Genomic DNA, 19,417 nt, shown 5'->3' on the forward strand with positions numbered 1-19,417 from the left:
TTTAGCGTTGAACTTAAGGCTAATTTTATCATTTAAGGGCGACGGTAAACTAATTTAAAATTTCCTATTTTTGCAGCAATCAAAATTTGATACACATGAATGCATATATATTTCCAGGACAAGGTGCCCAATTTTCAGGAATGGGATTAGACCTTTACGAAAAATCACCTTTAGGACAAGAATTATTTGAAACCGCAAATGATATTTTAGGCTTTAATATTACAGATACCATGTTTGAAGGATCTGCTGAAGATTTAAAACAAACCAAGGTTACACAACCAGCCATTTTTTTACATTCGGTTATTTTAGCTAAAGTTTTAGGAAACAGTTTCAAGCCTGATATGGTTGCTGGACATTCATTAGGAGAATTTTCCGCATTAGTTGCCAATGGAACCATGTCTTTTGAAGATGGTGTAAAACTAGTTTCTGCTCGTGCATTAGCCATGCAGAAAGCCTGCGAAATCCAACCAAGTACAATGGCTGCCGTTTTAGGTTTAGAAGATGCTATTGTTGAAAAAATATGTGCCGAAACCGAAGGAATTGTAGTTGCTGCCAACTATAACTGCCCTGGACAAGTAGTGATCTCTGGAGAAATTGAGGCCGTAAACAGAGCTTGCGAATCATTGAAAACAGCAGGCGCCCGTCGTGCTTTAGTGCTACCGGTTGGTGGTGCTTTTCATTCGCCTTTAATGGAACCTGCCCGTGAGGAGTTAGCAGCTGCTATTGAAGCTACCACTTTTGCCAAACCACGATGCCCAATATATCAAAACGTAACAGCAAGTGCCGTTATGGATGAAGCGATTATTAAAGCCAATTTAATTTCACAATTAACAGCTCCTGTAAAATGGACGCAGTCTGTTCAGCAAATGATAACAGATGGCGCCGCTCTATTTACGGAAGTTGGACCAGGAAATGTCCTACAAGGCTTGGTGAAGAAAATCAATAGAGATTCTCAAACGGCCTCTGCAACTTTTGAAACGGAAGCCTAATGAAACTATCACGTACTACTTGGATTATTCTATTAATTGTATTCAATATTGCTATTGATCAGATAACCAAAATTATTGTTAGAGCCGATGTTGTTCCAGGTAGTCAAACACCTATCATTGGCGATTTTTTTACCTTACATAATGTTGAAAATTCAGGGGCATTTTTAGGCATGGGAAGCGACTTCAATCCAACCTTGCGACTCATTTTCCTATTAATTTTGCCAACCGTAGTTTTAGGCTATGTGGTTTATTACATTCTTAAAAATAAAGAATTGGATAAATGGTCTTTAATTGGATTTTGCTGTATCGTAGGTGGTGGAATTGCCAATGTATATGATAGAATTGTTTACGGATCGGTAACCGATTTCTTTCACATAGATTTAGGCGGCGTTTTTAGAACTGGTATATTTAATGTAGCAGATATGTCTGTAATGTTTGGAATGGGACTGTTACTAGTTGCTAGTTTTAAATCCAAAAAGAACGTTAAGGAAACGGCTTAAATTAAGCCATAGAAAAAGCGTGTCAAAATCATATATACATATGTTTTCGACACGCTTTTTGCTTAATAAATTAAAGTATTACACGTTTATCTTGCCAATTCGCAAGCTTCACAATCTTTAATTTTGCCATAATAGGTTTCACGATATTTGTGAACCGTTTTGACAGGAATGCTCAAAAATTGTTTCTTAATGTAAGTTACTCTGGTAAGTAATTCACCCATTTTTGGTGTGAATCTTTTTTCGACTTTCGTCTCACGTTTTACTGTAATCAATTTCATATTATCTCGTATCATTTGATACAAAGAAACGACATTTTAAAGGAATACGCAAAAATACATCATTAATACACTGTTAATCAATGCAATAATATTGATACAATAATTCAAACGCTATTTCATTATCATATCCACAATGAAACTTACGTATAATTATGAGATAGTAAATGCTAAAATGAGAGAAATGACTTACAAACCTCTAATTTTCTGTTCCCATTTCCATGCAGACAACATAGCTTCATCTAAACTTGATGCTGCTTTCCAACCTAATTCTTCATTAGCTTTTGTCGTATCTGCATAAGCCGAAATAACATCGCCTTCCCGTCTATCAGCAATTTTGTAATTTAAGCTTTTATTGGAAACACGTTCAAAAGAATGGATAACCTCTAATACAGAACTTCCTACGCCTGTTCCAATATTAAAGGTTTCATAATTTGAAGTATTCTTCTTATTCAACAAACGTTTTAACGCAACAACATGGGCTTTTGCTAAATCTACAACATGGATATAGTCTCGAATACAGGTACCATCTGGTGTTGGATAATCATCTCCAAACACGGATAAAGCATCACGTAAACCGGCTCCTGTTTGAGTGATAAATGGCACCAAATTTTGTGGAACGCCTATAGGCAACTCCCCTATTTCTGCAGTTGGATGTGCGCCAATAGGATTAAAATAACGCAAAGCAATCGCATTAAAATTCGATTTAACTTTACAAGTGTCTTTTATAATTTCTTCACCTATTTGTTTGGTATTTCCATAAGGTGATTCTGCCGGTTTTATAGCCGCATCTTCTGTAATAGGCATATTATCTGCTTGACCATAAACCGTACATGACGAACTAAATATGAAGTTAGACGCCATTTTAGCCGTCAATTCCTGCAATATATATATAAGTGTATTTAGGTTATTTTCATAGTAGAGGAGCGGTTCTTGTACGCTTTCACCAACCGCTTTACTGGCAGCAAAATGAATAACTCCTTTAATATCTTTATGCTTAGAAAAGAAATTTTGAACAGCTGATTTATCCTTTAAATCCAGTTGTTCAAAAAGCGGTGACTTTCCAGAAATAGCCGTAATACCTTCTAAAACATCTATGGATGAATTGGATAGATTATCTATTATTACCACTTCAAAACCTTCGTTCTGCAATTCGATAACAGTGTGAGAGCCAATAAAACCTAAACCGCCTGTAACTAATACTTTATCCATTAATGTATTCTAAAACTTTTGACGTAATAAAGTCGATTTGCTCATCATCTAATTCCGTATGCATTGGTAATGAAATAACACTTTTTATTAATTGGTTAGTTACCGGAAAATCGGCTTCATTATAACGATCGTCTTCATAAGCTTTTTGTTTATGAAGCGGAATTGGATAATAAACGCCGCAAGGAATATCGTGAGAATTTAAAAATTTCACCAAGCCATCACGATCAACATTTTTGGTTTTTAATGTGTATTGATGAAATACATGACAATCACAAGTTGAACAACGGCCTTCACAATCAACGCTTTTTCTAAAAGGGATTTCAATATTAGCGTGATTTTTAAAAGCGGCATCATATTTCATAGCTGCGGTTTGTCTCGCTTTATTATAAGCATCCAAATGTGGTATTTTGGCATTTAATACAGCTGCTTGAATAGAGTCCAATCGTGAGTTTACACCAACCACATCATGATGATACCGTTCGTACATCCCATGATTTACAATTCCACGAATGGTATGTGCTAAAGCATCATCATTTGTAAAAATAGCACCACCATCGCCATAACAACCTAAATTTTTAGATGGAAAAAATGATGTAGATGCTACATGGCCTATGGTTCCCGCTTTCGCTTTTTTACCATTACTATATGTGTAATCCGCACCAATGGCTTGGGCATTATCTTCAATGACAAATAAATTATGAGCTTCCGCTAGAGCCATTATAGCCTCCATATCCGCACATTGTCCAAATAAATGAACAGGCACAATAGCTTTCGTTTTTGGCGTAATAGCATTTTTTATTGCTTCAATATTAATGTTAAAATCGTCCGGATTCACATCCACTAAAACAGGTGTTAATTGTAAAAGCGCAATGACCTCAACAGTTGCTGCAAAAGTGAAATCGGCTGTAATAACCTCATCACCAGGCTTTAGCCCCAAGCCCATCATGGCTATTTGCAAGGCATCCGTACCATTAGCACATGGAATAACATGTTTTACATTTAAATAGGTTTCAAGGTTTTTTTGAAACTCATGAACTTTAGGCCCATTAATGAATGATGCATTATCAATTATTTCCTGAATATCAGGATTCACAACATCCTTTATCGCTTTATATTGACCTTTAAGGTCAACCATTTGAATTTTTCTCATATGCTACGAAATTACGAAATTCATTAACGCGAACCAATGAAATTATTTCAAAGAAATGTATTTTAGCATCAAAGAATAGCAATTGAGAATTATTTATAACATTGGAATGTTTTTAGCGCAATTGGTTTTACCACTTGTAGCGTTATTCAACAACAAAATAAAGCTAGGCGTTTCTGGCCGATCCAACAGCTTTTCAATTTTAGAAAAGGCTCTAAATAATTCTGACAAGACCCTTTGGTATCACTGTGCTTCTTTAGGTGAATACGAACAAGGCCTACCCGTTTTCAAGGAATTACGAACGCTTTATCCAAGCCATAAAATTGTATTAACTTTCTTTTCACCATCTGGTTATGAAATCCGAAAAAACACAGACATTGCTGATGTAGTTGTGTATTTACCTTTGGATACAACGCATAATGCGAAGCGCTTTCTTGAATTAGTTAATCCAGAATTAACCCTTTTTATCAAGTATGATATTTGGCCGAATTATCTATTGGCATTAAAAAAACGCGGTAGTAAAGCGCTTCTTGTTTCTGCATTATTTAGAAAAGAACAATCCTTTTTTAAATTTTATGGCGGATTTATGCGTCAGGCGCTTTTCGCTTTTGAGCATATTTTTGCTCAAGATTTCAACACGCAAAAATTATTAGCAACTATAAATTATAATGAAACCACCGTAACTGGTGACACCCGATTTGATCGGGTTTTCAGTCAACTATCACAAAACAATGAATTGCCTTTTATAGACCAATTTAAAAACAATCAATTGTGCTTAGTTGCTGGTAGTACGTGGCCTGAAGACGAAGCGTTATTAATTGATTACATAAACAACACAGACTCCAAGACGAAATTCATAATTGCACCTCACAATATTAAAGCAAATCAGATTAAGAACCTGCAAGATGCTTTAACGAAAAAGACGGTCCTTTTTTCAGATAAAGCAGATAAAAAATTAGATGATTACACCGTTTTAATTATTGACACCATCGGATTATTAAGCAAAATTTATAAGTATGCGGATATAGCTTATGTGGGAGGTGCCATGGGGTCTACGGGATTACACAACACATTGGAACCGGCTGTTTTTGGCATTCCCATTATTATTGGAAAGCATTATGAGAAGTTTCCAGAAGCTTCACACATGATTTCAGAAGGCGGTATGGTTTCCATTTGCGATAAATTTGAATTAAAGAACACACTTGACCATTTCACAAAAAACCCTTCAGAAATACAAAATTCTGGTAATCAGAATCTTAATTATATAAAAAAAAATACAGGTGCCGTAATCCAAATCTTGGACTACATACGTATATAGGTGAAACTGTGAATTTTTAACGGATGTTAAAAAATGTTAAAATTAAATGCATAATTTCATAATTTGTTATTAAATTCGCACAATTAAAATAAACACTAAAACTTTAAACTAATGAAAAAATTATTATTAAGTACAGCTTTATTATTGGCTTTAGGTGTAACTTTCACATCTTGTAGAGATGAGAAAAATGCTGATAGCGTAGAAGAAACAATGGACAACGCTGGTGATGCAATGGAAGATGCTGCTGATGATGTAGAAGATGCTATGGAAGATGCTGCTGACGAAACTGAAGGTGCTATGGAAGAAGCTGGTAAAGCTATTGACCAAGCAGCAGAAGACACTGGTGATGCAATTGACAATGCAGTTGATGAAACTGGAAAGGCAATTGACAATGCTGCTGATGCAACAAAAGATAAAGTTAACGACTTAACTGACGATAATTAATTAGATTTTTACAAATCTGATTTTAAAAGCGCTCCCAATGGAGCGCTTTTTTTATTTACACCTTTAATATTTCTACATCATTAAGTTTCGGCATAGCAACTATCCACTTTAAATTTGTTTGTATTTTTACACGAAAAGCATCCATTACAGCAGCTTCACCATGCACTAAAAATACTTTTTCAGGGATATTTTTAATGCCACCCATCCAATGTAACAATCCCTTTTGGTCGGCATGTGCTGATAAACTTTCCAAATGTGCCACGCGCGCTTTAACAGGATAGTATTTTCCATAAAACTTAATTTCGTGAGCTCCATCTAATAATTGTCTACCGCGAGTTCCCTCCGCTTGATAACCAACCAGCAAAATGGTTGTTGCAGGTTCATCAATAAGTTGTTGTAAATATGTTAGCACCCGTCCACCCGTTACCATACCGCTTCCTGCTATAACAATTTTAGAGCGTTTATCATCAATAGCTTTCCAAGTATCTCTATACGATTCTGTTATCGTTACATGCTGAACCATAGCCTGGTATTCAGAATGAGATAGTTTATGCCAATCTGGAAACTGGCTAAAAACATCTAAAACATTATGACCCATTGGACTATCTACAATTATAGGAATGTTTGGTATTTTGTTTTCCTTATACAATTTCCAAAGTACAAACATTAAAGTCTGTAAGCGTTCTACCGCAAAACTAGGAATAATTAAATTACCTTTTTTATGTAGTGTTTGTTTTACCAAATCTGTTAAAATAGCTTCTACATTTTCTTCAGGATGTAATTTATTACCATAGGTACTTTCTACAAACAAATAGTCGGCCCATTCTGGTCTTTTTGGAGGCTGGAGTAAATAATCTTCTTGACGACCAATATCTCCTGAAAACACGAAGCGCTTCTCATTAATATCTAATTCAATAAACGTGGACCCTAAAATATGACCATTGTATTGAAAACGGTATTTGCATACTTCTGATAGCGCAATCCATTTATCAGGTAATTCTGGTTGAAACTTCCGAATGGCTTTTTCTGCATCCAAGGTCGTATAAAATGGTAATGCTGGTTCGTGCTTACTATACTTTTCTTTATTAGCTTTCTCGGCTTCTTCTTCGTGAATTTTGGCACTGTCTCTTAAAATAATTTCAGCAATAGCTAATGTTGGACTAGTGCCAATTATTTTTCCCGAAAAACCTTGTCTCACCAATCGAGGCAAATAACCGACATGATCCAAATGACCATGAGTTAATAACACCACATCAATAGCTGGAACATCAATAGGTAATTCTTGCCAATTTAACGCGCGCAATTCCTTTAAACCCTGAAACATACCACAATCTATCATAATATTTAAGTCACCTGTTTCTAATAAATATTTAGAACCTGTAACCACCTGAGAAGCTCCTAAAAATGTGACTTTAACTTGATTTATCTCATTCATCATGATGACATAATTGTTTAATTTCCTTTAATATTTTTGTTTTTCTAACTTCTGAAATACCCAAATGGTCTAAATAAAAAACATCTCCAATTAAATCCCGACAAAGCACCACATCTCGCGTTAATAAAAATTGCTTTTCACGTTTTGTTAGTAATGTTGATACCGTAATAGGGTATAAACCCAATCTATCAATTCGGTCTTTAAGCCCATCGTTTTTAGGGTAATCCCAACTCAATAAATACAACCCGATACAATTGCCATATTGAAGCGCATCTTTTGTAAACCGTGTATTTGTAACTACCCAACCTTGATTTAACGACGTTTTATGTGGTTTCGAGTCCCAATGTTTCTTCACATCTTTAAATCGAGAGGCGATATAAAGTGGCACTTTCACATTGCAATTTCGTCCTTCTTCACTATGAAATTTACACTCTACAATAGTAGTATCGGTATTTTTATGAGCAACCACATCTATTTCATGAGGAACACATATACCTTGAAGAATCTGTCCAACTTTTGTTTCATAACCAGAATATTTAAGCAGTGCTGCTATAAAGTTTTCGAACGGAAAACCCGTTGGCCCTAATTCATAAATCGCTTTCTTTAATTTGTATTTTGAAGCATAATAGCGCTTTTCTTTTTTGAGTAAAGCAAAAGCTCTATTATAAATTTCTTTGGTGGAAATACCTTGATATAACTCATCTCGAACAACATCTACAATCCGATTTACCACCTCTTTTTCAGCACCTGATCGACTTAAGGATGTTCGTAATTTCTCTAATGAGAATTTAACACGTTCTCCAGAGGATTTAATGATACTTATACCTGAATTAGATGCATCCTGTTTCATAATTATTTATTTTAAATCTTATGATTTTGTGCTTACGATGGTATTACCAAAAATGGAATACCAATATGAAAACCGATTTGATTAATTCTAGATTTAAAAAAGAGGTTTTCAAAAAATGAATGCTTATTGTTTATCATAACTAACATATCTACAGATTGCTGTTTCTGAAAATCTACAATAGCCGCAGAAACGGCATCATTACGAATATCGTGAAAATCATGCGGCGTTTTTTCAAGATACCGCTTCAACGTTTCTTGATTCTGCCTTTGTTCATCAGTTAAATCATCACCAAAAGAGACGTGCATGACATGTACCTGGGAGTTATGTGGTTTGGAAATTTTAATTATAGGTTGTATGTTTTTGTCCTGATAATTAATACCATAATCTGTAGGAAATAGCAGGTTTTTAGGCGCTTTAAATTTGGTTTCTTTAGGAATAGCTAAAACCGGGCAGGTAGCATTTTTAAACACATGAACAGCGTTACTTCCAAAAAGCACTTCTTTAGCACCTGTAGCTCCTTGAGTTCCCATAACAATAAAATCTACATTTTTTTTGGCTACTATGTTTTTAACTTCTTGTGTTAAAGTATTAAATGATGAAATGCTCTCTATAGTATGGTTTGAATTTTTAGAGGTTGCATTAATTTTAGCCTCAAAACGCTTCAAGCCATCAACAGAGGCGCTTCTAACAGCGTCCATGAGCTCAAACTGCGCTGTAGAACCTTGCATATAATCCATATTATAAATTACGGGTGTGTAGGTATGTAACAAATAAAACTTACAAACATCCTGTTCAAAAAGCTGCAAAGCATAGCCAATGGCTTGAAACGAATTGTCGGAAAAATCTGTTGGTAATAAAATATTTTTCATCTGAATTAATTTTAAGGGTTAAACATATTTATTGACGTCTTAAATTCTGCAACACCAGAAAAGGAATGTCAATTCGTAAGGAAATTTTATCAATTGGCGACTGCATAAGCAAAGCTTCAAAAAAGGACTGTCTGCTGTTTACCATAACGAGCATATCCGATTTTCGATTCTCTATATTATTATAAATTGCTGTTTTAATAGAGTCATGATGTTCCGTTATAACTTGAATGTCATTTTGACAAACAACATCTTTCAAAAAAGTTAGATTATCTTCCTGACGAATGGATAGCGTATCACTCTTTGATACATAGAGCAAATCAATTTTAGAACGATATGGTGCTGCAATTTCACAAAGCAACTTGAGTTCCCTTCGTCTAAACGGGATTAATAAATTTGTTGGAAATAAAATATGCTTGGGCTGCGTATATTTATAGTTTTCTGGAATAGCCAATACAGGGCAAGGTACGTATTTTAATACTTGAACCGTATGACTTCCAAAGAGCACTTTAGGATCATTACTTTCACCTCGTGTACCCATAACAATAACATCCATGTTGTGATCCTCAACTAGTCTGCCAGCTTCATCTACCAATGAGTTGTTAGCTGACAAAACGCGATAATCATGCCTTGGATTAGGTGAAATTTCATTTACAAAAGTTAAGGTTTCTTCTAGTTTCACATCAACTTCTGCCTTAATTGATTCCTCAATTTCTGAAAGTGTTTCTCGCGTTAGTTTTTCATTTTGATAAATAGCATCTTCATAGGCATGTAAAAAATAAAACACACTACGTTCATATTTAAATAATTCTAGAGCGTAACGAATAGCATTTTTAGCATTCTCTGAAAAATCTAATGGCATTAAAATTTGTCTCATAATATCCCTGTTTTAACTGTTTTGAATTTAAGAAATATCACGATGATAAACTATGACATTTATCACATTAACAAATATTTATACATCAGATTGATCTTATATTACATATAATAACTAACTTGATATCTCGTTCATTTGCCCTATTTCAATTTTCTAAATTACACATGAGAAGTTATTCACTTTTTACCATATTATTACTTTGTTTGGCCATATTTCTGGTAGATTTTGCTGCATTCTATTGGCTAAAATCCATAACGGATCTTCTAGATTCTAATATCCTTAAATACAGTATCCATATTCTTTTTTGGTTTTTTACTTTTGGGTTAATTGCAGCTATAATTATCTTGAAATTAAAATTAGATTCTATTACGCCAAAACGCAAGCAACTTTTAATTAGCTCGCTTTATGGATTGACTATTTCATCCTTTATTCCTAAAATTATTTTCATCATTGTTATTAGTATTTTGTTCATTACCAACTATGCTATTACAAATAAAGAATCGCTTTTAATAATCCCACTACTTGGATTATTTGCAGGTTTTTTACCTTTTTTTGTGATCGTATACGGAATTTTTAAAGCAATTTATAATTTTAAAATCCATGAACATACCCTTTTATTTTCGCATTTACCAGATGCATTTGATGGCTTAAAAATTGTTCAGATTTCCGATTTACATTTAGGCAGTTTTAATCATCGGTTTCATATTTTGGATCGTGCTATTGTTAAGATCAATCAATTAAAACCAGATTTAATTTTCTTTACTGGCGATTTAGTAAACAACTACGCTTGGGAACTGCGTGGTTGGAAAAAATCATTCCGGCATCTTTCAGCAAAAAAAGGCATGTATGCCGTTTTAGGCAATCATGATTATGGGGATTACAGTGCTTGGGAGTCGGCAGAAGCCAAGCAAAAAAACTTTGAAGGCATCACTAATTTTTTCAAAGACAATAATTTTAAATTGCTTTTAAACGATTCAGAAATACTAGAAATAGACAATCAACAACTCGCTATTGTTGGTGTGGAAAATTGGGGGAATCCACCTTTTAAACAATATGGCGATTTGCAAACAGCTTTATATAAAGCCGAGAAGGTTCCATTTAAAATTTTACTCTCTCATGACCCCTCCCATTGGACGGAAGAAGTCCTAAACGAAACTGATATTGCTTTAACGCTTTCTGGTCATACACACGGCATGCAAGCTGGTGTAAGTTTTGGAAAAAAAGAGTGGAGTCCCATAAAATACAAATACAAGCATTGGGCGGGTTTATACCAAGAAAACGAACAATATTTATATGTTAATCGTGGTTTAGGCTGGATGGGCTTTCCTGGCAGATTAGGTATGCGACCTGAAATAACCTGTATCACCCTTCAGAAATCAGAAAAAAATTATTAAATTATAACTAAAATATAAAAATATGCCTTTTATAGATTATTACAAGGTTTTAGGTGTTCCAAAGAATGCTACCGAGCAAGCCATTAAAAAAGCATATCGGAAATTGGCGCGAAAATACCATCCAGATTTAAATCCAGGTGATGCGGAAGCCGAAAAGAAATTTAAGGAAATAAATGAGGCCAATGAGGTATTAAGTCATCCTGAAAATCGTAAAAAATACGATGAACATGGTAAGGACTGGCAACATGCCGATGCTTACAACCAAGCCAGACAACAACAAAACCAAAACAGAAGCCAGTATCAACAGTATTCAAGTTCTAGTCAATTTAACGAAGGTGATTTCTCTGACTTTTTCGAATCTATGTTTGGCGGTGCTTCTAGAGGCTCACGAAGCCAAGCCGGTTTTAGAGGCCAAGATTATAATGCCGAATTGCATTTGGATTTAAAGGACGTTTATACCAGTCATAAGCGCACATTAACCGTAAACGGAAAAAACATTCGTATTACTATTCCCGCTGGTATTGAAAACGGTCAAGTTATAAAAATTTCAGGCCATGGCGGTCCAGGTGCAAATAATGGCCCGAAAGGGGATTTGTATATAACTTTCACTATCAATAACAACACAAAGTTTCAGCGCGATAAAGCTAACCTGTACAAGACAGTAGATTTAGATTTATACACGGCTCTTTTAGGTGGAAATATAACAGTGGATACTTTTGATGGCAAAGCAAAATTAACCGTGAAACCGGAAACTCAAAACGGCACACGCGTGAAACTGAAAGGAAAAGGATTTCCTGTTTACAAAAAAGCAGATGCATTTGGCGATTTATTTATTACTTACAACATAAAAACTCCTACCAATCTTACAGAAAAAGAGAAAGCATTATTTACTGAATTATCTAAATTACGATAACCATGGAAACAAAAAACGTTATTACGATCACTGAATTCTGTCAGCATTATAACATTCCCGAACAGTTTATTATAGCCTTAAACGAATATGAATTAGTTGAAATTGCTACTGAAAATAACACACCTTGCATTTACGTTACCGAAATACAAACAATTGAAAAATTAATTCGTTTTCATTTTGAATTAGATATTAATATTGAAGGCATTCACGCTATTTCAAACTTATTAAACAAAGTAGAACGCTTGCAAAAAGATGTAAAAGCGCTTCATAATAAGTTGACGTTTTATGAGAATATAAAACTCTAAAACTAGGTATTTAGAAATTCAGCAAAACTACCTTCATAAAAACGCGGCAAATAGGTTGATCCGTCTGGAAGCTGTTGCTCATCATCCTGCCAAACAATACGGATTCCCATTTGGGTGTTTAAAGAATAGCTATCAAGTCGTGAAATAAAAGCGCCATATAAATACGCGCGTTTTATATGCATGAAAAACCGCATAAGCTTACTCGCAATATAAAAGATGTTTTCATTACAGTCGCTATTTATATCATAGGCATAAAACACGGGATTATTCAGTTGCTTATAATCAACCAAATCATTTACCGTGATTGCTTCCTCCCTAATTTCTCTTTTCTTTAAACGATTATAACATTCCATGCTTAAAGGCAGAAAAACACTGTCCCCCGAGTAATAATTGGAGTTGTCAAAAATTATTAAGTTAAGTTCTGGCAGTAATCTTACTGCTTTTTTAATAACATCTATTCCTATTGGTTTTTTAATATGGGGCTGTAAGCAAATACACTGAAGCGCATTTTTAATATCAGAATCATACTGTATAGTCCGTAATCGGTCTGTAGAAATACTTATTTTATCCTTCAACCAATTCGCTTCGGGAATATCATTGGACATTAAACTTAAGGAATACTTTCGCAACGTAAAATCATAGAATGTATGAATAGCTACGGGTGCATTTAAATTCCGTATAACCTGATATGGAACAAATGCAACATCAACTAAAGCCTCTTCTTTTTCTGGTTTTAGTAAAGTTTGATTTTTCTCCCACCTGATTATTGTCCGAATATCTACTTCTAATTTCGCAGCGAAATCAGCTTGAGACATGTTTTTATGCGCTCTGAAATCTATTAAAAACATCCCTAAGGAAGTATACTTTTTCATGTAAATGTATCCTGTTGATACTCAAATATAAACCTTTTTTTTATGGGTGACATGGCCTGTCATAAAAGATGTTACAGGCAGCAAATATCTTTGCCCTCCACAAATTATCTATACATGAAAGATAAAAGTATAACTCATACAGATAGATTATCTAAAACTAAATCAAGGGCAAGAATTTCAATTGAACAAGCCTTACAGGCATTGAGCTTATTGAATGACGAAGAACACGGTGGTATGATAAGTACTTTAGAATTTAATCTTCGTATAAACAAAATAATAAAAGCACTTTATTTGAGAAACCAATGAATGTAAAAGAAAAATTATTAATAATAGAGTATAGTATTGTAAATGCCTCTGTAATACATCAGGATAAATTAGAAGCTGTAAAAAGCCTAAAAATGCTATTGATACAAATAGATTTCAAAACTGAAATTGTACCCTTAAAAAATATAGAAACCTTAATAAGTTTATTTGAAACTTTAGCAGATAGAAAGTTAACATCTTCGGAAGTTTCTATTATTGAAGAAATCAAGGAACCTTAATATCTTTAAATTGATCCTGCCATGCAAAAATGGATTATACTACTTAAAATACAAGGAATTGACTGCATCGCGTCCCAATATCAACATCTTGAGAAAAACCAATCCAAAAGTGTGGATTGCTCTTTTTGGCTTTAAAATATGCTTGAAAGCGTGCTTTCGCAAATTTTTAAAACAAAAAAGCCGAAACTTTCGTTTCGGCTTTTCATCTGTACTGAAGACGGGACTTGAACCCGTACGTCCTAATGGACATTGGATTTTAAGTCCAACGTGTCTACCAATTCCACCACTTCAGCATTGGAATTTATCTTTAAAAAAGTTTTCAGAGCGAAAGACGGGATTTGAACCCGCGACCTCCACCTTGGCAAGGTGATGCTCTACCCCTGAGCTACTTTCGCAAATTTTTTAATGAACGTGCCTACATGAAGTAAGCGTGCAATATTGCTTATTGCGGTTGCAAATTTAAAATATTTATATGAATTGCAAAGCCTTTTTTGAAAAATAATGCAATTTATTTTAAGCCTGCTTTTTCTTGAGCAACATGCGCTTAATTTCGTTCAGTTTCATGAGCGCTTCTACAGGCGTAAGTGTATCAATATCAATATGTAATATTTCTTCTTTGATATTTTCTAATAAGGGATCGTCTAAATTGAAAAAACTCAACTGCATCTCATCATCTTTCAAACTTTTCACTTTATCTGTCAATTCTTCGCTAGAATGTGATTTTTCAAGCTTCTTTAAGATCTTATTTGCTCTATGTAAAACTTGTTGTGGCATACCTGCCATTTTTGCTACATGAATTCCAAAACTATGCTCACTACCTCCTGGAACCAGTTTTCGTAAAAACAAAACATTGTCTTTCAATTCTTTTACCGAAACATTATAATTCTTAATCCTTTCAAATGTTTCAGTCATTTCATTTAACTCATGATAATGCGTTGCGAATAAGGTTTTTGCTTTCGCAGGATGTTCATGCAGGTATTCACTAATGGCCCAAGCTATGGAAATGCCATCATAGGTGCTCGTGCCTCGACCAATTTCATCTAACAACACCAAACTACGTTCTGATAGGTTATTTAAAATGGAAGCTGTCTCATTCATTTCAACCATAAAGGTTGATTCACCCATAGAAATATTATCTGAAGCGCCAACACGCGTAAAAATCTTATCCACTAAACCAATTCTAGCCGCTTTTGCTGGAACAAAACTTCCCGTTTGTGCTAACAAAACAATAAGTGCCGTTTGACGTAAAATTGCCGATTTACCAGACATATTGGGTCCTGTAATCATAATCATTTGTTGCTTATCACGATCCAAATACACATCGTTAGCAATATAGGCTTCACTTGGTGGTAGTTGTTTTTCAATGACAGGATGACGACCGTCTTTTATTTCTAAATCGAAAGAATCATCAATTACAGGATACACATAATTATTATCCATTGCCAGTTGTGCAAAACCACAAAGACAATCTAACTGTCCAATTAAAAAGGCATTCTGTTGAACCGGTTTAATATACTGTGTCATCCATTGGATTAAATCGGCAAACAGCTGTTGCTCAATGGCTAAAATACGTTCTTCCGCCCCTAAAATTTTACTTTCGTATTCTTTGAGTTCTTCGGTTATATAACGCTCCGCATTTACTAATGTTTGTTTCCGAATCCATTCTTCAGGAACTTTGTCTTTATGTGTATTACGGACTTCAATATAGTAACCAAACACGTTATTAGATGCTATTTTAAGTGAGGTAATTCCAGTACGTTCACTTTCACGTTTTAGCATGTTATCTAAATAACTCTTCCCTGATTTAGACAAACCACGAAGCTCATCCAACTCTTCCGAAAAACCGTTGGCAATAGTAAAACCTTTTAGCACATTTACAGGTGCATCTTCATTTAAGGTTTCGGAAATTTTATGGCGCAACACCTCACAACTTTGAAGTGTATCTCCAATGACTTTCAAAGCATCATTATTACAACTTGACGCTATTTCTTTAATTGGCACAATAGCTTCTAAAGAATTTTTAAGTTGAATAACCTCTCGAGGATTTACTTTACTTGTCGCAATTTTTGAAATCAGTCGTTCTAAATCGCCAATTTGCTTGATGTGGTTTTGTATTTTATGTAGAATGGGTTTATTGTTACTCAAAAAATCAACCACCTCATGACGTTGCTTAATTTTAGCCACATCCTTTAATGGCAATGCCAACCAGCGTTTTAATAACCGTCCTCCCATAGGGGAAATGGTTTTATCAATAACCTGCAATAACGTAACCGCATTAGTGTTGGTAGAATGATATAGCTCCAGATTTCTCATGGTAAACCGGTCCATCCACACATAATCATTTTCGGCAATCCTACTAATAGCCGTTATGTGTTGTAATTTATTGTGTTGGGTTTCGGCTAGGTAATGCAAAATGGCACCCGAAGCAATAATCCCTTCATTTAAATCTTCTATACCAAAACCTTTTAACGTTTTAGTATCGAAATGTTTTATAAGTGTTTCATGAGTATAATCGGTTTGATATACCCAATCCTCTAGATAATACGTATGAAAATCAGGACCAAAAGTGTCATTAAAAAGCATGCGCTTTTGTTTAGAAACTAATATTTCACTTGGATTAAAATTCTGAAGTAATTTATCAATATACTCGGCATTTCCTTGAGAGGTTAAAAATTCGCCTGTAGAAATATCTAAAAACGAAATACCAATATGTAGTTTCCCAAAATACACGGAACATAAAAAGTTATTGGATTTGGATTTTAGCACCTCATCATTTAAAGCTACACCTGGCGTTACCAATTCTGTAACACCACGTTTTACAATATTTTTGGTGAGTTTTGGGTCTTCAAGCTGATCACAAATAGCCACACGCTCGCCAGCTTTTACCAGTTTAGGTAAATAGGTGTTTAAGGAATGGTGTGGAAAGCCGGCTAGTTCTATTTCGCTTTCGCTTCCTGCACCACGTTTGGTTAAAATAATGCCAAGAATCCCAGCCGTTTTAATGGCATCCTCTCCAAAGGTTTCATAAAAATCGCCCACACGAAATAATAATAAAGCATCAGGATATTTCACCTTGATAGCATTATACTGTTTCATTAACGGTGTTTCCTTTTTTGCTTTTTTTGCCAACGTTTAACTAATTTTTATGTGTTACTTTTGCCCAAGTTATAGGATTGCTAAAGTACTTATTTATTTAAGGTTTTTAAAGCCAAGTTTCTATAAGTTATTTACAATTATCACAAAATAAAATATGCGAAAGTTAAAAAATAGCGAGTTAGACCGATTGAGTGTTGACGAATTTAAAGACACCAAAAAAACACCTATTATTATTATTTTAGATAATATTAGAAGTCTGAATAATATAGGTTCTGTTTTTAGAACTGCTGATGCCTTTCTAATTGAAAAAATTTACTTGTGTGGCATTACCGCACAACCACCGCATAAAGATATTCATAAAACCGCTTTAGGAAGTACCGATACGGTTGCTTGGGAATATGCCGAAAACACGCTAGATGTGATTTCCAAATTGCAAAATGAAAATGTGCAAATCTGCGCCATTGAACAAGCTGAAAATGCCACCATGTTGCACAATTTCAACCCGAAACCCGACACCAGATATGCACTCGTTTTTGGAAACGAAGTAAAAGGCGTAGCGCAACAAGTGGTAAGTGCGAGTGATGTGGTTTTGGAAATTCCACAATTTGGCACCAAGCACTCCTTAAATATTTCTGTGAGTTGTGGTTTGGTTATATGGGATGTGTTTAGTAAAATGAAAAAATATTAAATAAGCAGTTTCAAAAACAATTTATTTGAATTCAAACATCTGCTATTGTTTAGTAAACACTTATAATAGAACAAAATATTAGCGCTTGGCCTTTTTTTAGTAAAAAACCAGCCACTGAAACCTATGTCACAGCTATAAATATTTATTTTTTATATTTAGAATCTGACGTAATACTAACAAAACACAACATAATTCCCTATCTTACTTACAGAATTATAATTGTAGGTTATGATAAAAAACGTTAAACCACCAACTTCCTTTTGGGTAGTCGCTATTTTTTCTATTGTATGGAACCTCCTTGAGATTTATTTTAGTTCCATTGAATTAGATTTCCTACAGGAAAATTCTACGATTGAAGAATTTGAAAGAATCCAATCATTACCGTTTTGGTATGGTATTGTGTTTTTAATTGCACTGTTTTCTGAAATGCTAGGAAGCTTTATGCTTTTTATGAGAAAAAAAATTGCAGTTACATTTTTTGCTATAGCATTAGTTACCTTGATTTCTATAGAATTGTATTGGTTATTTGTTTTTGACATTAAAAAACAATCCATCGTATTTTCTATTATTATTCCTTTGTTGGTAATTTTAGTTGCTGGTTTTCTTTATGTATATAGTAAAAAAGCTAAAAAAAAGGGTTGGCTTAAATAAGTGCATCTAACTTTTATTGCAAACGATATTTATCTCTTAAAACATATTATACATTTTAACGATTTCTGATTACAACAATAAAGGATAGAAACTTCTTTTAAGCTTAATAACTACAACCCATTCACACAAATTTGACACTTTTTTTACATTTATAATTCGTGATAAAGCTTGGTCATGATCTACATTTGGAAAACAAATTAAATAAATCATGAAAAAACCTCTCCCCCTATTCAGTATTGCTTTAGTCCTTTTAAGTCTTGGAGCTTTTAGTTTTATAAATTGGAATCAAGACACATTAGACCAAACCGATCTTGTTGCTATACATGAAACCGTCAAGGAATCTGTACAAGAAGAAATTCCAGAAACGGAACCTGCTTTAAAGCGTGACGCTAATAAACCATTAGTGTTTGCATATAATATTGATAGTCGTTTTGAATCCATTACAAAAAGTAACATGACCAAGGCAACAACCATTCATGATTTTATTCCAGAGAAAGATTCACGAAACATAGCACATATAAATAGTACAGAAGTTATCCTTATTAAAAACGATATTCAAACGGAGATTCGTGCCTATGGAGATTCGGAAGCATTGAGTGACTCTCAAAAGGATTTACTAAAATCTATGGATTATTCAGAACACTTTTTATTTCGTGTGAACTACATCAAAGCAAACGCGATGATTTACGAAAATGAAGCGCCTCATTTTGGACCACATTACACCGTTGTTCCAGAGACTAAAGCAACATATGCAGATGGCTATAAAGCATTAATGACCTATATTGAAGCCAACAAACTAGAAAACACATATTTTATAGATGCAAAAAAAATCCAGGCTGTAAAAGTATCCTTTACCATTACTAAAAATGGCACCATTACTAATATAACGCTTGATAGAACCACCAATTACCCTGAAATAGACACCAACCTTATAGAACTGGTAAAGCAAATTCCTGGAAGTTGGATTCCTGCCAAAAATGCTAATAATGAAATCATGGAAGATGTGCTTGTGTTGTCGTTTGGCTTGGCTGATGGTTGCTAAA

At 34.2% G+C, this 19,417-nt stretch carries 21 protein-coding genes and 2 tRNA genes; 12 read left to right on the forward strand and 11 right to left on the reverse strand.

Annotated elements, in window-relative coordinates:
• The first annotated feature begins 95 nt into the window (after positions 1-95).
• On the forward strand, positions 96-989 hold the full coding sequence (fabD, locus tag ACN0QX_RS05235) for an ACP S-malonyltransferase (protein ID WP_417195790.1): 894 nt from the start codon (positions 96-98) through the stop codon (positions 987-989).
• Positions 989-1,489, forward strand: coding sequence for a signal peptidase II (gene lspA, locus ACN0QX_RS05240; protein ID WP_248397737.1), 501 nt, complete (start codon positions 989-991; stop codon positions 1,487-1,489). The genes fabD and lspA overlap by 1 nt, the downstream gene beginning before the upstream one ends.
• An 86-nt stretch (positions 1,490-1,575) precedes the next feature.
• Here the strand turns inward: lspA and ACN0QX_RS05245 are convergent, their stop codons facing one another.
• The 3 genes from ACN0QX_RS05245 to ACN0QX_RS05255 form a co-directional block, all read right to left on the reverse strand.
• Positions 1,576-1,767 carry a hypothetical protein gene (locus tag ACN0QX_RS05245; RefSeq protein ID WP_248397735.1) on the reverse strand — a complete coding sequence of 64 codons (192 nt, stop codon included), beginning with the start codon at positions 1,765-1,767 and terminating at the stop codon, positions 1,576-1,578.
• A gap of 186 nt (positions 1,768-1,953) precedes the next feature.
• Positions 1,954-2,976, reverse strand: coding sequence for a UDP-glucose 4-epimerase GalE (gene galE / locus ACN0QX_RS05250; RefSeq protein ID WP_248397733.1), 1,023 nt, complete (start codon positions 2,974-2,976; stop codon positions 1,954-1,956).
• On the reverse strand, positions 2,969-4,126 hold the full coding sequence (locus tag ACN0QX_RS05255) for a DegT/DnrJ/EryC1/StrS family aminotransferase (protein WP_417195791.1): 1,158 nt from the start codon (positions 4,124-4,126) through the stop codon (positions 2,969-2,971). Before ACN0QX_RS05255 ends, galE begins: the two co-directional genes overlap by 8 nt.
• Before the next feature lie 82 nt (positions 4,127-4,208).
• Here ACN0QX_RS05255 and ACN0QX_RS05260 point away from each other — a divergent pair, with 82 nt between their 5' ends.
• Positions 4,209-5,441: a 3-deoxy-D-manno-octulosonic acid transferase gene (locus ACN0QX_RS05260; protein WP_417195792.1), complete on the forward strand. Its 1,233-nt coding sequence runs from the start codon at positions 4,209-4,211 to the stop codon at positions 5,439-5,441.
• A 111-nt stretch (positions 5,442-5,552) separates the two neighbouring features.
• Complete coding sequence (locus ACN0QX_RS05265) at positions 5,553-5,885, forward strand: hypothetical protein (protein WP_376858922.1); 333 nt, start codon at positions 5,553-5,555, stop codon at positions 5,883-5,885.
• Between the two features lie 55 nt (positions 5,886-5,940).
• Here the strand turns inward: ACN0QX_RS05265 and ACN0QX_RS05270 are convergent, their stop codons facing one another.
• Genes ACN0QX_RS05270 through ACN0QX_RS05285 form a run of 4 tightly spaced genes read right to left on the reverse strand, consistent with a single transcriptional unit; the run spans position 5,941 to position 9,913 of the window.
• On the reverse strand, positions 5,941-7,323 hold the full coding sequence (locus ACN0QX_RS05270) for an MBL fold metallo-hydrolase RNA specificity domain-containing protein (protein WP_417195793.1): 1,383 nt from the start codon (positions 7,321-7,323) through the stop codon (positions 5,941-5,943).
• The gene (locus tag ACN0QX_RS05275) at positions 7,313-8,170 is read right to left on the reverse strand and encodes an ATP cone domain-containing protein (protein WP_417195794.1); all 858 of its coding nucleotides are present in this window, start codon (positions 8,168-8,170) and stop codon (positions 7,313-7,315) included. The genes ACN0QX_RS05270 and ACN0QX_RS05275 overlap by 11 nt, the downstream gene beginning before the upstream one ends.
• Before the next feature lie 32 nt (positions 8,171-8,202).
• Complete coding sequence (locus ACN0QX_RS05280; RefSeq protein WP_417195795.1) at positions 8,203-9,039, reverse strand: universal stress protein; 837 nt, start codon at positions 9,037-9,039, stop codon at positions 8,203-8,205.
• Positions 9,040-9,067: 28 nt separating this feature from the next.
• Positions 9,068-9,913 (reverse strand): universal stress protein, encoded by an 846-nt coding sequence (locus tag ACN0QX_RS05285; RefSeq protein ID WP_248397719.1) that lies wholly within the window; start codon positions 9,911-9,913, stop codon positions 9,068-9,070.
• A gap of 164 nt (positions 9,914-10,077) precedes the next feature.
• On the opposite strand from ACN0QX_RS05285, the gene ACN0QX_RS05290 reads away from it, so the two are divergent.
• The 3 genes from ACN0QX_RS05290 to ACN0QX_RS05300 are packed head-to-tail and all read left to right on the forward strand — an operon-like array spanning position 10,078 to position 12,525.
• The gene (locus ACN0QX_RS05290; protein WP_417195796.1) at positions 10,078-11,307 is read left to right on the forward strand and encodes a metallophosphoesterase; all 1,230 of its coding nucleotides are present in this window, start codon (positions 10,078-10,080) and stop codon (positions 11,305-11,307) included.
• Between the two features lie 22 nt (positions 11,308-11,329).
• Entirely contained in the window at positions 11,330-12,220 is an 891-nt protein-coding gene (locus tag ACN0QX_RS05295) for a DnaJ C-terminal domain-containing protein (protein ID WP_248397715.1), read from the forward strand.
• 2 nt (positions 12,221-12,222) lie between these two features.
• Positions 12,223-12,525 (forward strand): chaperone modulator CbpM, encoded by a 303-nt coding sequence (locus ACN0QX_RS05300; protein ID WP_248397713.1) that lies wholly within the window; start codon positions 12,223-12,225, stop codon positions 12,523-12,525.
• A 2-nt stretch (positions 12,526-12,527) separates the two neighbouring features.
• Here ACN0QX_RS05300 and ACN0QX_RS05305 read toward each other — a convergent pair whose 3' ends face one another.
• Positions 12,528-13,397 (reverse strand): helix-turn-helix domain-containing protein, encoded by an 870-nt coding sequence (locus tag ACN0QX_RS05305; protein WP_417195797.1) that lies wholly within the window; start codon positions 13,395-13,397, stop codon positions 12,528-12,530.
• A gap of 114 nt (positions 13,398-13,511) precedes the next feature.
• Between ACN0QX_RS05305 and ACN0QX_RS05310 the strand changes: the two genes are divergently transcribed.
• Positions 13,512-13,703, forward strand: coding sequence for a hypothetical protein (locus ACN0QX_RS05310; protein ID WP_417195798.1), 192 nt, complete (start codon positions 13,512-13,514; stop codon positions 13,701-13,703).
• Complete coding sequence (locus ACN0QX_RS05315) at positions 13,700-13,939, forward strand: hypothetical protein (RefSeq protein WP_248397709.1); 240 nt, start codon at positions 13,700-13,702, stop codon at positions 13,937-13,939. The genes ACN0QX_RS05310 and ACN0QX_RS05315 overlap by 4 nt, the downstream gene beginning before the upstream one ends.
• A gap of 209 nt (positions 13,940-14,148) precedes the next feature.
• Here the strand turns inward: ACN0QX_RS05315 and ACN0QX_RS05320 are convergent.
• The 3 genes from ACN0QX_RS05320 to mutS all read right to left on the reverse strand — a co-directional run bounded on the left by ACN0QX_RS05320 (position 14,149) and on the right by mutS (position 17,068).
• Positions 14,149-14,232 (reverse strand) — tRNA-Leu (locus ACN0QX_RS05320).
• 30 nt (positions 14,233-14,262) lie between these two features.
• A tRNA-Gly gene (locus tag ACN0QX_RS05325) sits at positions 14,263-14,334 on the reverse strand.
• Between the two features lie 118 nt (positions 14,335-14,452).
• Entirely contained in the window at positions 14,453-17,068 is a 2,616-nt protein-coding gene (gene mutS / locus ACN0QX_RS05330; RefSeq protein WP_417195799.1) for a DNA mismatch repair protein MutS, read from the reverse strand.
• A gap of 121 nt (positions 17,069-17,189) precedes the next feature.
• Between mutS and ACN0QX_RS05335 the strand changes: the two genes are divergently transcribed.
• The 3 genes from ACN0QX_RS05335 to ACN0QX_RS05345 all read left to right on the forward strand — a co-directional run bounded on the left by ACN0QX_RS05335 (position 17,190) and on the right by ACN0QX_RS05345 (position 19,416).
• On the forward strand, positions 17,190-17,723 hold the full coding sequence (locus ACN0QX_RS05335; RefSeq protein WP_376858900.1) for an RNA methyltransferase: 534 nt from the start codon (positions 17,190-17,192) through the stop codon (positions 17,721-17,723).
• 228 nt (positions 17,724-17,951) lie between these two features.
• Positions 17,952-18,374 carry a hypothetical protein gene (locus tag ACN0QX_RS05340; protein WP_417195800.1) on the forward strand — a complete coding sequence of 141 codons (423 nt, stop codon included), beginning with the start codon at positions 17,952-17,954 and terminating at the stop codon, positions 18,372-18,374.
• A 208-nt stretch (positions 18,375-18,582) separates the two neighbouring features.
• Positions 18,583-19,416 carry an energy transducer TonB gene (locus ACN0QX_RS05345; RefSeq protein WP_417195801.1) on the forward strand — a complete coding sequence of 278 codons (834 nt, stop codon included), beginning with the start codon at positions 18,583-18,585 and terminating at the stop codon, positions 19,414-19,416.
• Position 19,417: the final 1 nt, after the last annotated feature.

The sequence above is a fragment of the Bizionia sp. genome (assembly GCF_048259285.1).
Lineage (GTDB): Bacteria > Bacteroidota > Bacteroidia > Flavobacteriales > Flavobacteriaceae > Algorimicrobium > Algorimicrobium hallyeonense.

Bases quoted from the DNA above. Each gene is read 5' to 3' on its own strand.
- fabD (WP_417195790.1), top strand. From the start codon at position 96: ATGAATGCATATATATTTCCAGGACAAGGTGCCCAATTTTCAGGAATG.
- lspA (WP_248397737.1), top strand. From the start codon at position 989: ATGAAACTATCACGTACTACTTGGATTATTCTATTAATTGTATTCAAT.
- ACN0QX_RS05245 (WP_248397735.1), bottom strand. From the start codon at position 1,767: ATGAAATTGATTACAGTAAAACGTGAGACGAAAGTCGAAAAAAGATTC.
- galE (WP_248397733.1), bottom strand. From the start codon at position 2,976: ATGGATAAAGTATTAGTTACAGGCGGTTTAGGTTTTATTGGCTCTCAC.
- ACN0QX_RS05255 (WP_417195791.1), bottom strand. From the start codon at position 4,126: ATGAGAAAAATTCAAATGGTTGACCTTAAAGGTCAATATAAAGCGATA.
- ACN0QX_RS05265 (WP_376858922.1), top strand. From the start codon at position 5,553: ATGAAAAAATTATTATTAAGTACAGCTTTATTATTGGCTTTAGGTGTA.
- ACN0QX_RS05270 (WP_417195793.1), bottom strand. From the start codon at position 7,323: ATGATGAATGAGATAAATCAAGTTAAAGTCACATTTTTAGGAGCTTCT.
- ACN0QX_RS05275 (WP_417195794.1), bottom strand. From the start codon at position 8,170: ATGAAACAGGATGCATCTAATTCAGGTATAAGTATCATTAAATCCTCT.
- ACN0QX_RS05280 (WP_417195795.1), bottom strand. From the start codon at position 9,039: ATGAAAAATATTTTATTACCAACAGATTTTTCCGACAATTCGTTTCAA.
- ACN0QX_RS05285 (WP_248397719.1), bottom strand. From the start codon at position 9,913: ATGAGACAAATTTTAATGCCATTAGATTTTTCAGAGAATGCTAAAAAT.
- ACN0QX_RS05290 (WP_417195796.1), top strand. From the start codon at position 10,078: ATGAGAAGTTATTCACTTTTTACCATATTATTACTTTGTTTGGCCATA.
- ACN0QX_RS05295 (WP_248397715.1), top strand. From the start codon at position 11,330: ATGCCTTTTATAGATTATTACAAGGTTTTAGGTGTTCCAAAGAATGCT.
- ACN0QX_RS05300 (WP_248397713.1), top strand. From the start codon at position 12,223: ATGGAAACAAAAAACGTTATTACGATCACTGAATTCTGTCAGCATTAT.
- ACN0QX_RS05305 (WP_417195797.1), bottom strand. From the start codon at position 13,397: ATGAAAAAGTATACTTCCTTAGGGATGTTTTTAATAGATTTCAGAGCG.
- ACN0QX_RS05310 (WP_417195798.1), top strand. From the start codon at position 13,512: ATGAAAGATAAAAGTATAACTCATACAGATAGATTATCTAAAACTAAA.
- ACN0QX_RS05315 (WP_248397709.1), top strand. From the start codon at position 13,700: ATGAATGTAAAAGAAAAATTATTAATAATAGAGTATAGTATTGTAAAT.
- ACN0QX_RS05335 (WP_376858900.1), top strand. From the start codon at position 17,190: ATGCGAAAGTTAAAAAATAGCGAGTTAGACCGATTGAGTGTTGACGAA.
- ACN0QX_RS05340 (WP_417195800.1), top strand. From the start codon at position 17,952: ATGATAAAAAACGTTAAACCACCAACTTCCTTTTGGGTAGTCGCTATT.
- ACN0QX_RS05345 (WP_417195801.1), top strand. From the start codon at position 18,583: ATGAAAAAACCTCTCCCCCTATTCAGTATTGCTTTAGTCCTTTTAAGT.